General features: G+C 33.8%; 15 protein-coding genes and 1 tRNA gene. 2 read left to right on the forward strand and 14 right to left on the reverse strand.

Features of this window, described 5'->3' with window-relative positions:
• The first annotated feature begins 286 nt into the window (after positions 1-286).
• Positions 287-1,600 carry a nucleotide sugar dehydrogenase gene (locus THEYE_RS02110; protein ID WP_012545193.1) on the forward strand — a complete coding sequence of 438 codons (1,314 nt, stop codon included), beginning with the start codon at positions 287-289 and terminating at the stop codon, positions 1,598-1,600.
• Here the strand turns inward: THEYE_RS02110 and THEYE_RS02115 are convergent.
• The 14 genes from THEYE_RS02115 to THEYE_RS02175 all read right to left on the reverse strand — a co-directional run bounded on the left by THEYE_RS02115 (position 1,595) and on the right by THEYE_RS02175 (position 13,537).
• The gene (locus tag THEYE_RS02115) at positions 1,595-2,689 is read right to left on the reverse strand and encodes a glycosyltransferase family 4 protein (RefSeq protein ID WP_012546515.1); all 1,095 of its coding nucleotides are present in this window, start codon (positions 2,687-2,689) and stop codon (positions 1,595-1,597) included. The two genes, THEYE_RS02110 and THEYE_RS02115, sit on opposite strands and share 6 nt — an antisense overlap.
• The gene (locus tag THEYE_RS02120; protein ID WP_012546733.1) at positions 2,690-3,736 is read right to left on the reverse strand and encodes a glycosyltransferase family 9 protein; all 1,047 of its coding nucleotides are present in this window, start codon (positions 3,734-3,736) and stop codon (positions 2,690-2,692) included.
• Complete coding sequence (locus THEYE_RS02125) at positions 3,733-4,995, reverse strand: O-antigen ligase family protein (RefSeq protein WP_012545658.1); 1,263 nt, start codon at positions 4,993-4,995, stop codon at positions 3,733-3,735. Before THEYE_RS02125 ends, THEYE_RS02120 begins: the two co-directional genes overlap by 4 nt.
• Entirely contained in the window at positions 4,982-6,121 is a 1,140-nt protein-coding gene (locus THEYE_RS02130; RefSeq protein WP_012545887.1) for a glycosyltransferase family 9 protein, read from the reverse strand. The genes THEYE_RS02125 and THEYE_RS02130 overlap by 14 nt, the downstream gene beginning before the upstream one ends.
• Positions 6,118-7,332 carry a glycosyltransferase family 4 protein gene (locus tag THEYE_RS02135; protein ID WP_012546788.1) on the reverse strand — a complete coding sequence of 405 codons (1,215 nt, stop codon included), beginning with the start codon at positions 7,330-7,332 and terminating at the stop codon, positions 6,118-6,120. The genes THEYE_RS02130 and THEYE_RS02135 overlap by 4 nt, the downstream gene beginning before the upstream one ends.
• The gene (locus tag THEYE_RS02140) at positions 7,329-8,444 is read right to left on the reverse strand and encodes a glycosyltransferase family 9 protein (RefSeq protein ID WP_012546260.1); all 1,116 of its coding nucleotides are present in this window, start codon (positions 8,442-8,444) and stop codon (positions 7,329-7,331) included. The genes THEYE_RS02135 and THEYE_RS02140 overlap by 4 nt, the downstream gene beginning before the upstream one ends.
• 38 nt (positions 8,445-8,482) lie before the next feature.
• Positions 8,483-8,593, reverse strand: a complete 111-nt coding sequence (locus THEYE_RS10650) for a hypothetical protein (RefSeq protein ID WP_422640669.1) — start codon at positions 8,591-8,593, stop codon at positions 8,483-8,485.
• A complete protein-coding gene (locus tag THEYE_RS02145; protein WP_012545379.1) occupies positions 8,551-8,997 on the reverse strand; it encodes a nucleotidyltransferase family protein in 447 nt (148 codons plus the stop codon). The genes THEYE_RS10650 and THEYE_RS02145 overlap by 43 nt, the downstream gene beginning before the upstream one ends.
• A 405-nt stretch (positions 8,998-9,402) precedes the next feature.
• On the reverse strand, positions 9,403-10,500 hold the full coding sequence (proB, locus tag THEYE_RS02150) for a glutamate 5-kinase (RefSeq protein WP_012546492.1): 1,098 nt from the start codon (positions 10,498-10,500) through the stop codon (positions 9,403-9,405).
• The gene (obgE, locus tag THEYE_RS02155; RefSeq protein WP_012545625.1) at positions 10,485-11,498 is read right to left on the reverse strand and encodes a GTPase ObgE; all 1,014 of its coding nucleotides are present in this window, start codon (positions 11,496-11,498) and stop codon (positions 10,485-10,487) included. Before obgE ends, proB begins: the two co-directional genes overlap by 16 nt.
• Before the next feature lie 35 nt (positions 11,499-11,533).
• On the reverse strand, positions 11,534-11,803 hold the full coding sequence (gene rpmA / locus THEYE_RS02160) for a 50S ribosomal protein L27 (RefSeq protein ID WP_012545975.1): 270 nt from the start codon (positions 11,801-11,803) through the stop codon (positions 11,534-11,536).
• Positions 11,804-11,805: 2 nt separating this feature from the next.
• Positions 11,806-12,120, reverse strand: a complete 315-nt coding sequence (gene rplU / locus THEYE_RS02165) for a 50S ribosomal protein L21 (RefSeq protein ID WP_012545103.1) — start codon at positions 12,118-12,120, stop codon at positions 11,806-11,808.
• Positions 12,121-12,131: 11 nt separating this feature from the next.
• Positions 12,132-13,010, reverse strand: coding sequence for an ATP phosphoribosyltransferase (gene hisG / locus THEYE_RS02170; protein WP_012545705.1), 879 nt, complete (start codon positions 13,008-13,010; stop codon positions 12,132-12,134).
• Between the two features lie 443 nt (positions 13,011-13,453).
• Positions 13,454-13,537: transfer RNA gene (locus THEYE_RS02175), tRNA-Leu, on the reverse strand.
• Between the two features lie 232 nt (positions 13,538-13,769).
• Between THEYE_RS02175 and THEYE_RS02180 the strand changes: the two genes are divergently transcribed.
• The gene (locus THEYE_RS02180) at positions 13,770-15,383 is read left to right on the forward strand and encodes a methyl-accepting chemotaxis protein (RefSeq protein WP_012546834.1); all 1,614 of its coding nucleotides are present in this window, start codon (positions 13,770-13,772) and stop codon (positions 15,381-15,383) included.
• Positions 15,384-15,426 lie beyond the last annotated feature (43 nt).

Raw genomic sequence — 15,426 nt, forward strand, 5'->3', positions numbered from 1 at the left:
CGCTCCTCAGAATGACAGAAAGCATCAGATGGCAGAAAAAGATTTAGAAGGGCAAAAATATAATTGGAGGACCAACAAAGCCTTAGCATGATAGAAAGGAAAGAGGAATGATATTTTTATGCTGTCACCCTGAGCGAAGCGAAGGGTCTCCTCTTTTGGATGCATAGGGGAAGTATAGGCAGACAGAAGAAAAGGGCTCAGAATGACAGATTGCGGCAAGTGAAAAATTACTTTTATTATGTGGTTTGATTTTTAAAACTTAAAACATTGTTAAGAGGTAGAACTAATGGTTCAATATGAAGATTTAGAAAAAGGTAAAGAAAAAATTCTCATCATAGGGCTTGGATATGTGGGATTACCCTTGGCAGTTGCCATGGCAAAATATTTTAATATTGTTGGCTTTGATAGGAACTCGCAAAGAATCAAAGATCTTAAAAAAGGGCTTGATTCTACAGGCGAAGTAACAAAGGCGGAACTATTGAATTCAAATATTGAGTTTCAGGATAGGTTGTCGGATAAGAATAAATTTAAATTTATAATAGTTGCGGTTCCAACTCCTGTTGATAAGCTTAAAAATCCTGATTTATCTTTTCTTGTTTCTGCATCTGAGGTAGTAGGTAGGCATATTTCAAAAGGTGGGGTGGCTGTATTTGAGTCTACTGTTTATCCAGGAGCAACTGAGGAAGTATGTGTTCCTGTTATTGAAAAAGAAAGCGGTTTAAGATGGAAAAGAGATTTTTGGATCGGCTATTCACCTGAAAGAGTAAATCCTGGAGACAGGGAGCACAACATAGAAAGAGTAGTAAAAATCGTATCAGGAGACACTCCTCAGACACTTGAGCTTGTGGCATCGGTTTATGGGAAAGTAATCAAGGCAGGTGTTTACAAATCACCAGACATAAAAACAGCAGAAGCTGCCAAGGTTATTGAAAACATTCAGAGAGACATAAATATAGCTTTGATGAATGAATTAGCCTTGATTTTCCATAAATTGGGACTTGACACTAAAGAAGTTCTCAATGCTGCCAAGACTAAATGGAACTTTTTGCCATTTGAACCTGGGCTTGTAGGTGGGCATTGCATACCTGTTGACCCTTATTATCTTGCCAGAAAATCCGTAGAGGTAGGACACGCTCCAGAGTTGATTTTAGCTGGTAGAGGTGTAAATGAGTTTATTCCTCTTTATATAGCCCATGAAATAGTGAAAATTTTGATAAAAGCAGGAAAAAAGGTAAAAGGTTCTAAGATTTTAATTTTGGGGGCAACTTTCAAAGAAAATGTGCCTGATTTAAGAAACAGTAAGGTAATGGAACTAAGCAAAGAATTAGAGGATTTTGGCATGCAGATTTATCATTACGACCCTGTTGTGATGAAAAATGACCTAAATCACGAATACAGATGGAATTTTATAGATGATATAAATCATCATTCACCCTATGATTGTGTTGTTTTAGCTGTTAAACATGAAGTTTTTATTAAGAAATTTAGCCTTGATTTTTACAGTAAAATTATGAAAACCCCTTGTATACTTATTGACATAAAAGGCGCTTATGATAGAGAGGAAATTTTGAGAAAAGGATTTCTTTATTGGAGATTATAAAGTTTTGTTTGAATATTGCAAATATAAATCAAGCATACTTTTGCACATATGTTCTAACGTATATTTGTTTTCCACTTTTTTTCTTCCTGCCTGTCCCATCTTATATGCTAAATTTGGCTCTTTAAGAATTTCCAATATTTTGGATGCCAATAAACGAGGCTCATTCGGAGAAACAAGATATCCATTTACCCCATTATCAATGACTTCTCTTACTCCATCAACATCTGAACCTATAACAGGTTTGCCCATTGCCATTGCTTCTAAGAAAGATGTCCCCAAAGCTTCCTGTAGGGTGGGAAGAATAAATAAATCAATGGAATTAAGTATCTGAGGAATATCATTTCTGTGTCCAAGCATAATTACATTTTTTGAAAGTCCATACTGCTTAATTTTTTCCTCAATATTTTTTCTTTGAGGACCGTCTCCGACAAAGACAAAAATTGCTTCTGGGATTTCTCTTAAAACTTCAGGAATTGCTTCAAGCAGAATGTGATGACCTTTTTTCTTTCTTAAAACAGCTACAGTGCCGATTAAAGGAGTGTTTTTGCTAAGTCCTAATTTTTCTCTTAGCGAGGCTTTCACTTTATCGGGATTAAATTTTTCAATATCAATTCCTGTAGGAACTGTAAAGACTTTTTCAGGCTTGATACCCCTGCTGATAAGATAGTTTCTCACATATTCGCTGACTGTTACTATAATATCTGAGAGATATTTATATGAAAAAGTAGAGGTAATTGGTAAAGCAAGATGTCGGGTTCTCACAATTAGGGGATGTTTTTTTGAGAGCTTTCTTGCAAATCCTGCAATATAGGTGTCCTTACCACTATGAGTGTTTACTACATCAATGTTCAATTTGTGGATGAGTCTTGCTGTATAGTAGATTGCTTTGATATCGTAACTCTTTCTCATAGGATGCATAAAAACTTCTATACCAGCATCTTGGGCTTTTTTGGCAAGTCCACTCTCAGGTTGGCAGAGAATAAATACCTTAGCGCCTAATTTCTGAATGCCTATACATTCATTCAAAATTCTATTTTCCTGTCCACCCCAGCCTGGTGAGGATTCAGTGTGAAGAACCTTGATAGTCATTTACTGTGTTATCTCCTTAACGAATCTGACAATTGCCTCATATACTGGTTCAACATCTACATCATCTGCTTTTTTATTAATACCTTGAATAAGAACATTTTTTACTCCCCAAGGTCTCCACCTTTCAGGGTCTGTGGAACCCCATATGGTAACAATAGGTTTACCAAGTGCTGCTGCTATATGCATAGCTCCTCCATCAAGACAGACAACAAGATCTGCGAAACTCAATGCAGCAATAAGCTCTCCAAGACGGACAGTCCTACAAGGAATAATCTCAGGAACTGCTTTTGATATAAGCTCAGCTTTCTCATCATCTCCTGGATGGTAGGGGTTGTTTTCTGAACCTGGAGACCACAGTAGCATTATATTGGCATTATGATTTTTTAAAATAAGTCTTGCGAGGCTTATAAACTTCTCAGTAGTCCATCTGTTTTCAGGCTTTCTGCTGCTTATGTGGAAGGCTATTTTTCTGTCATTCTGAGGGGTCTCAATGACCCCGAAGAATCTCTCCTTTTTAAGCAATTCATTTACCCTTTCAATCTCGTATGATGATGGATATACCCTCATTTTGTCTGGTTTTTCATTTATTCCCAATGGTAAAAGCAAGGTAAAAACTCTTTCTACTTCATGCATAGGTTTTTGAGGCTCTTTGAGAGGCATATTATAAAAAAATGATTTTTCAACATTTTTTGGTAGATAACCAATTTTCAGCTTTGCTCCTGTTAAATATGTATATCTTGCAAGTCTTGGCGAATATGAGCCACAAGCAATTGCAACGTCATATTTTTCTTTTCTGATTTTCATGAGAATTTTGGTATTGTTGAACCAAACAGAAAACTTGTTTTTCTCAGGAACATGTTTAGCTTTTTCATAAATATATATCTCATCAATATCTGGATTGTTTCTAATCGCCTCTGCATTGTAAGAATTTACAAGGATTCCAATTTTTGCCTGAGGATAAGCCTGCCTAACTGCATGTATTGCAGGAGTTGTGCATACGAGGTCACCAATATTGTCCCGACGGATGAAAAGGATTTTTGAGATCATTGTTGATGTACAATTTCCCTTTCTCTTGGTATTCTATGCATAACAGCCATTCCTATTCCGAGTAACATCATGAAAAGCAATTTTGAATCATCTCCATCAAAACTTCCAAAGAAATTATTAACCCAATAGCCTACCATCATAGTCATTAATGAAGCAGAAAAATATTTTATTAACGTATCTTGAGATTTTAGCCAATATTTTAAACAAACTATAAAAAATGCTGTTATCATCCATAAGAAAACTATTAAACCTTGAATCCCTAACTCAAAAGCAATTCCTATAAAAGTATTGTGAGTTTGAGGATAAATAAAATGCTTATTATTTTCATTTCTTACAGTTTTACCGAATAAAAATCTTCCGTATCCATGAGGATAAAATGGATTTTCAGATATTTTATCAATTGCTGTTTTCCACATGGCAAGCCTTTGCTTCATCGAAGATGGATTATATCCTGCTATTTCCTCAGGTTTCATTTTGAAGTATTCACTTATAGAGGGAATCCGCTCTGTATGCATTTCTCTAAACATCTTCTTTTCAATATATACAAAAGTTAAAATAGATAGAAGTATAACCAAAAGCAAAGAGATAAAAAATTTTTTCTCTTTGAGTAATAATAAAGAGCTAAAAAACACATGTAAACCTAATGCAATTATTCCTGCCCTTACGAAAGTTATATGAAGTGCTAATAGATTTATGACTAATGCTAATATTAAGAAAAATTTCTGCTTTTTATCTTGAAGATAAATCAATCCCCAAAATATAAAAGGGATGACCATAGTATGATAAAGAGCTGCTACTTCTCCACCTCCAGGGTCTCTGAATCCACCAGCTTTATAAGTTACAGAAAACCAATTGCCTCCGTTTCTATAAAAGTCATAGAATGAATAAAGACTGAATATTATACTACTAAAGAATAGAACTCTCATTAAAAGAAGAGCATTTTCTTCCTTTTTAATAGCATAGTAAACTAAATAAAATAGCAAAATTGGTGTAATTAACTCGCCTCTAATTTCTTTTATTGTTTCTTTGGGGTTGACTGAAGTAAAAAAGGAAAGTAATGCAATAACAAAAAAAACTAAAAATGGAACTTCAAATGAGGTCTTAATGAATTTAAAATTTTTCTCACGATAAAATCGTAAAATTAATAAAATAAATGGAGTCCATAAAGCAATAGAACGAATAGTAGCAGTGTGAGCAACAGGCAAAACTAAGATGAGAATACTCAGAAATATAATAATTATTTTATCAACTTGTTTCATAACAATTAGTATTCAGACTATAGAACTTTTTGATCTTCTCAACTATCTCATCTATCTCAATTAATTCAATACAGTCACGATTTTTTGTCTCACAATCATAAGGGGATTTAAAAACATGTGAGCATGGCACACAATGTAAGTCTGTTTTTTGAATTATCACGACCTTTTCTCCCAAAGGTCTTTGATCTTCCATGTTAGAAGGTCCTGCTATATTAATCAAAGGGATATTTAAAGCATCAGCCATATATGTTATACCTGTATCTACACCAATAAACAATGATAGTTTTTCAATAAGTACTGGGAGTTCTTTAAGATTAAAAATTCCAGCGGTATTAATTACTCTGCCCTTATTCTTTGAAGTTACTTTAATTATTTCAGCATTATTTGTATCTTGAGAATTTCCTATTAAAACAATTTGAGCATCGAGATTTTCTAATAACTTATCCACCAAATCTATTATCTTCTCAACTCCCAATTCCTTTAGTTTATTAGCACTACTGACCGCAATGCCTATCAAGGTTTTATTTGTCTTACCTAAAATCTCTTTAACTTTCATTTCAGCTTCTTCAGATTTGTAAACTTCCTTTCTTAAATCGTATTTATCAATATCTATAAATCTCAGCATTTTCATGTAAGTTTCAATAACAAGTTGTCCTGAAACATGTGGTTCAACATAGGTAAAGAGCTTTGAAGCAAGTTTAAAAGTTAAACCAGAAAAATTTGGCATTACTGATAATCTTATCGGGACTAATCCCCAGAACAGAGAAATAGCATACAGAACACTTGGATTTAGAGCAATTCCAATGTCATACTTGCCATTATAAATTAATTTTGCAAGCTTAATCTTACCCCAAAATCCTTTATAATCTTGAGGTTTTATTGCTATAATTTCATCTACATGTGGATTTAATTCTAACAATTCCTTTGTAGTTGGAGTTACGATAACAGATAATTTAATATGAGGAAAAGTTTTTTTTATTTCTCTAAAAACAGGCGTTGAACAGATTAAATCACCAATTTTTGCCGTTTGTATAATTAATATTTTAGAGACTTTATTTTTTCCTTTCAAGGAAGTCAGAATATAAATAAAAGGGTAGAAAATATAAGTTAAAATCAGATATATCAATCTTTCAACACCTCTTCAAAAACATTTTCAACACCTTTTATATAATGATCAATTGAAAAATCTTTTATAACTCTTTCTCTTCCCTTTTCACCCATCTGATTCCTTAAATCAGGATTTTTTATTAGTAATAAAATCTTTTCAGCAAAAGCTTCAGGATTGTTAGGTGAAACAAGAAAGCCTGTCTCTCCATTCACGACGAGTTCGGTAGGACCTGATTTATTTGAAGCAACGACTGGTTTACTCATAAGCATTGCTTCAATAATAACTCTTGGTAATCCTTCTTTATCTGAGGTCATTACAAAAATATCAAATGCATTGATATAAGAAATAGCATCATTTTGAAAGCCTGTAAAGATTATATCATTGATTAGGTTTTTTCTTTTTGCTAATTCAACCAAATTTTCTTTTTCAGGACCTTCACCTACAATTATGAGTTTGATTTCATTATCAATTTTACTTCTAACTATACTGAATACCTCTATTAAAGCTGATATTTTTTTTCTTTTCATAAGGGAGCCTACTGTTCCTATTGCTATTTCTTTTTCTGATACTTCTAGTTTTTTTCTTATTGCTTGCAGGGATTGCTTGGGTAATATAGCAATGTCTATGCCATTATAGACTACTATGCATTTTTCTGTGTTAATGTTCTGCTTAATAAGTTCATTTTTGACACCTTCTGATACGCATATTATTTTATTGACTGATGAATTTGTTAATTTTGCTTCAAAAAAATTAAGAACTGGCTCTACTCGGCAATGTAATATTGAGGGAATTCCTGTAATTTTTGAGGCTATTATCCCCTCAAGATTTGATGATGGTTGATTATTCATATATAATAAGTCGATTTTCAAATCTTTTATTATTTTGGCAATTCTTTTTGCGTTAGGTTTTATTTTATAAAAATAATCAATCCAGAAAATGATAATTTTTTTAATTTTTTTACTATAAAAAAATAAGATCCTGCTCACTTCCTTTATTATCTTTATAAATATCGCCTGAGATTTTTGTGGTAACAAAACAAACTTTATTCCGAGTTTTTCAATTTCTTTTTGGATATTAGAATCATTACCCTTATTATAGTTGTAGTAAAATAAAACAGTAAAATTGTATTTTTTTCTATCAATTCTCTTGAGAAGTTCAATAAGGCTATTAGTGCCTCCTCCCCATTCTTTGCCTGTATCAAGAATTAATATATCATAAATTTTTTTCATAAATTCAAAAATTTTATTATAACTTTATAAACTTCTTCAACACTTATACTTTCCATACATACGGGATATTTACATTTTTTACTTATACATGGTTCACATGTTCTATCTTTTTTGATAATAAAATGCTTATCTAAATCATAATATGCTCCAGACCGATTAGGATCAGAAACAGCAAATAATCCAATTATCGGCGTTCCCAAAGCAATTGCCATATGCATAATTCCTGTGTCTCCTGTAACTAAAACTCTTAATTTCTTTATGAGAGATGGGAGATATTTTAAAGGAATTTTACCTGCCGAAACAACTGCTCCTTTTCCTATACTTTGAGCGATTTTTTGACAGTATGAATATTCACTGGGAGAACCAGTTATTATAATTTTTATTTTAGAGTCTAATTGGATTAATTTTTTCCCTAATTCTATAAATCGTTCCGGCAACCACATTCTACTTACAGTTGAAGCTCCCACTTGAAATCCTATGATTGTGTTATTTTCATCAATATTGTTTTGTTTTAAAAATTTTTTTACAAAATCTTCTCCCTCATTTTGAATTGGTAAAACCATTCTTTTATCTCTAATATTACATCCTATCAATTCTGCTGATTTTAGCCTAGCCTCAACTCCATGCGTAAAATCATCCCATGTATACAGCTCATTTGAGTTAGAAAGCAGAAATTTAAACCTATTAGAATTTGGCACTTTAACGATAAATCTTGCTTCTCCGAGGTATGCCATCGGAGTTGCCTGAGGTTCGTTGCCATGAAGGATTACAGCTACATCAAATTTATGTTTTCGGAATTCTCTGATTGTTTTAAAAAACTTTTTCCACCCTCTGTAGTAGGGAATTATTCCGTCAATATGGGGATTGTTTTCGAAAAGTTCCATGTTTTTTACATTAAAATGGGCAATAATTTTAGCTTTAGGATATTTCTCTCTTATAGCTCTTATTGCAGGAGTTGACATAAGTGTATCTCCGATAGCGGTTGAAGACACCACAAGAATATTCCTTACCTCATCTGGATTAAAATATTTCAGTTCTGTTTGCCTTTGGTCCAATTTTTTAATTATTTTTAATAAAAAATACAAAAGATTTTCTCTTATCCTGAGTTTCATCTGCCTCTTTGATTATGAATTGTCTAAAATAAAAATAATTATTTTAACAACTCATCAAGAAATCTTAGAAATTTATTTATTTCACTTTTATATTTTTTCTTTATTTTCAATGCTTTTTCAGCAACAATTTTAAATTTTTCTCTATCAATATCAACATCGTAGGCATGCCTGAAAAAATGCATGAATGCTTTCTTTCATATACAAGAATTCCCTCTTTTCTTATTTTTTCCCTAAAAGGAAGTTCGCTGAGTAATCTTATGTCTACTTCTCTTTTAGAATATCTGTTTATCTCAGAATAAAGCTTGAGAAGGTTTTCAAAATCTAAGTCTGGTTCCACAGCAATATCAATATCTGAATACTTATTAAACGAAAACTCTACCATTGAACCATAAAGGTAAACCCTTTCCACTCCATATTTTTCCCATAGCTTTGAAAGTCTCCTTATCATTGACAATATCTCATCCCGCTCTTTTGTTTTAATAGCTAATTTTTTTTCATTTTTTTCTAAAAGATAATTTTTGACTGATTGAATATCTATTTTGCAGCCTTTCATGTTTTGATTATATCACATAGTTTTCAAAAATCTCTTTACCTCATCAGGATTGAAATAAATTAATTGAGGCTGTTCAATCACCAACGGTCATTCCGATGGGTCTTCTCCTTAAAAGAGAAAAGGAGATTCCTCACTTCGTTCGGAATGACATGGACGAACAGAGGAGATTCCTCGTCGCTAACGCTCCTCGGAGTAACAGAAGAGGAACGCTCATTGGAATGACAGGAAAAAGGTGCAATGACAGAAAGCGAATCCGAAGGATACATATATTCTCTTACCCTGAGCGAAGCGAAAGGTCTCATCTTTTAGAGCGGAGAAGATTCTTCTTCCGCATACACGGCATTGGAATAGCAAACTTTTTGGGCAACTCATATTAGAAACCGAAGTAGACAAAAGAAATCAAAATTATATAAGGATAACAAGATTATCTCTGTGGACTATTTCATCTGAGTATTTATATCCGAGAATTTTTTCAATTTCTGAAGATTTTTTGCCTTTTATGAGTTTTATTTCACAGGAGGAATAGTTAACCAATCCTTTTGCAATTCTTTCTCCTTTTTCATCAACACAATATACTGCATCACCAACATCAAAATCTCCTTCAACTTTTTTTATTCCTGATGGTAAAAGACTTTTCCCGTTTTTAAGTAATGCTTTAACAGCGCCTTCATCAATATAAAGATTACCTTTTGCTCTTGTTGCATAGGCAATCCAGCCTTTTCTGGATGTTACTTTTTGAGCTACTGGTTCAAAGTATGTGCCTATCTGTTTTCCTTCTATTACAGCTTTAATATTTCCATAGCTTCTTCCGCTTACAATATGAACAGGGATTCCAAATGAGGTTGCTTTCTTTGCAGCCATAACTTTTGAGTACATGCCACCTGTTCCGTATCCTGTGCTTGTTGGTTTGGCGATCTCTATAAGTTCTTTTGAAACCTCTTTAACATGTTTTATTATCTTAGCATCAGGGTCTTTTTTAGGATCAGATGTATAGAGTCCTTCAACATCTGATAAAATTATCAAATGATTTGCTTCAATAAGCCCTGAAACAAGTGCTGCAAGCTGGTCATTATCACCAAATTTTATTTCATCTGTAGCAACAGTGTCGTTTTCATTTATTATAGGAATAACATCCATCTCAAGAAGTGTAAGAATCGTATTTTTTGCATTAACATAGCGAATTCTATCACTGAGGTCATCTCTTGTAAGAAGAATCTGAGCTATATGTTTTTTATATTTAAGAAAAGACCTTTCATACATCCACATAAGAAGAGGTTGTCCAACAGCAGCTGTAGCCTGTTTTTTTCTTATTTCTCTGGGTTTAGTTTTAAGTCCGAGTTTCCTTAAGCCAGAAGCAATTGCTCCGGAGGAAACCATCACAACTTCAATTGATTTATTATGAAGTTCGGAAACTTCCTTTGCCAAAGAAAGAATTCTTTTTTGGTTAATGCGTCCTGCTTTGTCAGTTAAAAGATTACTCCCTATTTTTACAACAATCCGCATTTTTTACCCACTTTCTCTGAAAGATAATGTAAAAGTTTATCAATACCTTCTTTTTTTACTGCACTTATTGGGAAAAAATCAATACCTTTTTCTTCACAATATTTTTTAAGCTTTCCAAGTCTGTCCCCTTTATAGGCAATGTCAATCTTAGTTCCAACAACTGCAAATGGCTTTTTTGTAAGGGCTGGATTATAAAGTTCAAGTTCTTTCTGAATTTTCTCAAAGTCTTCCCGAGGGTCAGACTCAGAAAAATCTGATACATCAACAAGATGAAGGAGCAAAGAGGTTCTTTCAACATGCCTTAGAAATTGATGTCCAAGTCCTGCTCCTTTATGAGCACCTTCAATTAATCCTGGGATATCAGCAACAACAAAACTTTGATAATTTTCATATTTTACAACTCCAAGCACAGGTATAAGGGTTGTAAATGGATAATCTGCAATCTTTGGTTTGGCTGAGCTTATTACTGAAATCAAAGTTGATTTGCCAGCATTGGGAAGACCTATTAACCCTACATCTGCAAGGAGCTTAAGCTCAAGAATTACCCATCGTTCTTGTCCTTTTTCTCCTGGTTGAGCATATCTTGGAGCTTGATTTGTTGGAGTCGCAAAATGAGCATTTCCGAAGCCACCTCTGCCACCCTTTGCAACAATAAAATATTTTTCTTCTTCATCAAGATCTGCGAGAACTTCCTCTGTTTCAGCATCTTTAACTACAGTTCCAACAGGCACTTTTATTATCAGGTTTTCTCCATCTTTTCCTTTCATATTACTTCCTTTTCCATGTTGTCCTCTCTGGGCTTTATAGACTTTTTGATATCTATGGTCAAGAAGTGTATGAAGTTCTGAAGAAGCTTGAATTATTACATCTCCGCCTTTTCCACCATCTCCGCCGTCAGGACCTCCTTTGGGAACATATTTTTCCCTGCGGAAGCTTATACAGCCTCTGCCACCGTCACCAGCTTTTACATAGATTTTTACATAATCAATGAATTGCATGGAAGAAGAAAGGGTGGTTTTAGCCACCCTTTGATTTATTGGGCAGGTTCAATTACTGGATAAACGCTTACTTTAAGTCTCTGCTTGTCTTTCCTTTCAAATTTAACAATTCCATCAATCAAGGCAAACAGGGTATAGTCAGAACCAACCCCTACATTTGCTCCAGGATGAAATTTTGTTCCTCTCTGACGAACAAGAATATTTCCAGCTTTAACAAACTGTCCACCGAATCTTTTTACGCCAAGTCTTTTAGCCTGGCTATCTCTTCCGTTTCTTGAACTTCCAACTCCTTTTTTATGTGCCATTTTTATCCTCCTACAATTTCTTTTATCTTTATTTTAGTATACCATTGTCTGTGTCCTTTTAGCTTGTGGATAGCTTTTTTTGAAGGAGGACTATAGACAAGAACTTTCTTGTCTTTTTTCTCATCAATAACTTCAGCTTTAACTTTTACACCTTCAATATACGGATTTCCTATCTTAAGTCCCTCATTCCCTTTAAAAAGTAAAACCTTATCAAAAATCACTTCCTGCCCTGGTTCAATATTGAGTTTTTCAATTTTTACTATGTCTCCAGATTTAACTCTGAATTGTTTTCCTCCTGTTTCTATAATCGCGTACATGAAACACCTCCTTATGGAATTACTTTATTCAATGGATACTCAACAAAACCTGATGCACCTGCATCTTTGAGCTTAGGTAAAAGTTCTCTAACTTTTTTCTCGTTTATTATAACTTCTACTGCATACCATTCTTCATCATAAAGCTGAGAAATTGTTGGCGAATGTAATGAATTAAGTAAACATAACACTTTCTTAAGAGAATCCTTTGGAACATTCATCTTGAGTCCTACTTTTTCTTCAGCCAATAAAGCACCCTGAAGAAGCATTGCTATATCCTGCATTTTTTTCTTTTTCCATGAGTTTTTCCATGCATTTTTATTTGTAATAAAACGGGTGGTTGATTCAAGAATTGTTTCAATAACGCGTAATTTATTTGCCTTTAAAGACGTCCCGGTTTCTGTTAAATCAACAATTGCATCAGCAAGATAAGGTGGTTTAACCTCTGTTGCTCCCCATGAAAAATAAACTTCAGCTTTGATGCCTTTTGATTTTAAATATCTTTTTGTGTATCCAACAAGCTCAGTAGCAATCCTTTTACCCTGCAAGTCTTCAACTGTTTTTATCGGAGAGTCTTCTGGAACAGCTATAACCCATTTGACAGGCCTAAATCCTTCTTTTGCATATCTCAATTCAGCAACCTCTATTACATCAACATTTTGCTCAAGAATCCAATCATATCCTGTAAGTCCGCAATCAAGATATCCTTTTTCAACATAAACTGGTACTTCTTGGGCCCTCAAAAGCATACCTGAGATTTCTTCATCATCAATTACAGGATAATATGACCTGTGTGAAACATGTATATTGTATCCTGCCTTCTTAAAGAGCTTTAATGTGGTTTCTTGAAGACTTCCCTTAGGCAATCCGAGTTTTAAGACTTTATCCTTCATTTTATTTAGATGTCCCTCCTAAATAAATTTAGAAATTTTAGTTTAAAATTTTTATTAATTTTCCGTCAACTTTTTTGCCATTCAGGGGCTGCGTATGCGGAAGAAGAATCTTCTCCGCTCTAAAATATGAGACCATTTACTTCGCTCAGGGTGACAGAATATATGTGTCCTGCGGATTCGCTCTTTCTGTCATTCCACTTTTTCCCTATCATTTGAACTTTTCTTGTCATTCCAATGCACGTTCCTTTTCCGTCATTCCGAGGAGCGTTAGCGACGAGGAATCTACTTTTTTTTCCCGAGTATCAAAGACTCCTCGCACCCATTGAGGAAGTTAGGAATGACAAAAAAGACTGCTCAATTATTAAGGGGTATTAAAACCATTGAAATAACCGTTAGTATAAGTTTCTGAATTTAAAGGCTTTAAAAATCAAGGGGTTATAAAATGCCGAAGGCGGGATTTGAACCCGCACGGCGTTAACACCACCAGATCCTGAATCTGGCGCGTCTGCCAGTTCCGCCACTTCGGCATATAGTATTTTAAACTTTTTTATTATCTTTTCTTCAAGAATGAATTCAGAGGGGTATGATTTATATAAAAAATTTATTAAACTATTTAAAAGTTTTAACAAACCTAAGAATTAAAAATTGATATTATATTTTTGATGAGTCAAATATATCACAATTTTGATTGTCCATCCCCTTGATTTCCTGTCTCATTAATGTTTGACAATACTTTGATACTTAAAAGGAGGAATTATCATGAAAATTTCAAAACTTATTCAATTAGTAAGTATTACAACACTTTTTTCTTTTATATTTCTTTTTGTTATTTTTTACTTTACTGGGAAAACTTCTCAGGATAATGTCAGGGAACTTGTGGATAAGGATATTCAGCTTCTTGTTGCGTATAAAGATATTTATGGACATGGTTCTCAGACATTAGCTTCGGTCAGAAATGTTCTGGCATCTAATGATGAACAGTCAAAGAAAAATGCTGAGAAATACTATAAAGAGTTAGTACAAACGATTGATGAAACAATAAAAATAGCACCTGCTAACATACAGGAAGAATTGAAAAAACTTCTGAAAATGTGGCAAGACAATCATGTTTTAATAGCAGAAATAATTAAACTTACAGAACAAGGTAAAAAAGAAGAAGCCCTTAAGAAATCACAAGAACTTACAAATGGATTCAGAAAAGCAAGAGATATAGTTTTTAATCTTAGTGATTTGCAAAAATCTAAGTTTTTAAAAGCAAAAGAAAATATGGCAAATACTATGAAAAGAAACTTTTATCTCTTTGCAGGAATATTTGTATTTGCAGCTCTTTTGACCAACATATTTTTGTTTTTCATGAAAAAATCATTAAAGGTTATCCCAGAGATGGCATTAAAGATGGAAGAGATAGCGAAGGGAGCAGACAGAGGTGATATAGGGTCAATAGAGTTTGATAAAAAACTTGAGGAGAGGAAAGATGAGATAGGCTTAATAGCAAGAGGAGTAAGAAAGGTTGATGAATTCACTTTATCAGTAATAGAAAATGTAAAGAAATCTCTGGGGACGATTCAATCAGTAATAGGAGCACTTGAGGCAAATGTTGAGACATTAAAAAAGAAAGCAGCGGAGCAGACATCACAGTCTCATCAAATAGCTACAGCAGCGGAAGAAATGAGTCAGACAATAACTGACATAGCAAAGAATGCTTCTCAGGCATCTGACTTAGCAACAGAATCACAAAATATTGCACATGAAGGAGTAACACTTTCTGATAAATCAACAACAATAGTCCAATCAGCTAATCATTCAACCACAGAGTTGAAAAGGACAATAGATTCACTGAATAAGAGAGTAGAGGAAATTGGAGAGATAGTTATAGTTATAAAAGACATAGCAGATCAGACAAATTTGCTTGCTCTTAATGCAGCAATAGAGGCAGCGAGAGCAGGAGAACAGGGAAGAGGCTTTGCAGTAGTGGCAGATGAAGTAAGGAAACTTGCAGAAAGAACAATAAAATCTACAGAAGAGATATCACAGAAAATAGAAGCGGTACAGGCAGAATCAAGGGAGTCATTGAAAAGCATGGATGTGACAGCAAGGGAGGTAGCTGAGGCACTGGAAGCATTAAATGAAGTAAAGGATGCATTGAACAGAATAGCAGAACATTCAATAAAAGTAAAGGATACAATAACGCAGATAGCTACAGCTACAGAACAGCAATCCTCAACATCTGATGAGGTAGCCCGTTCAGCAGAGCGTTCAAGCGGGCTTGCTCAGGATGTAAAAATAACATCAGAGACAGTGGGACAGGAAGTGGAAAATCTTAATGAAGTCATAAAAAAGCTTACTGAGGCTATTAGAGGTACAAAAGTTTAGTTTTGATTTTTGAGAATGTAGGAGCTGAATTTTAGTTATTCCC

The sequence above is a fragment of the Thermodesulfovibrio yellowstonii DSM 11347 genome, from assembly GCF_000020985.1.
Lineage (GTDB): Bacteria > Nitrospirota > Thermodesulfovibrionia > Thermodesulfovibrionales > Thermodesulfovibrionaceae > Thermodesulfovibrio > Thermodesulfovibrio yellowstonii.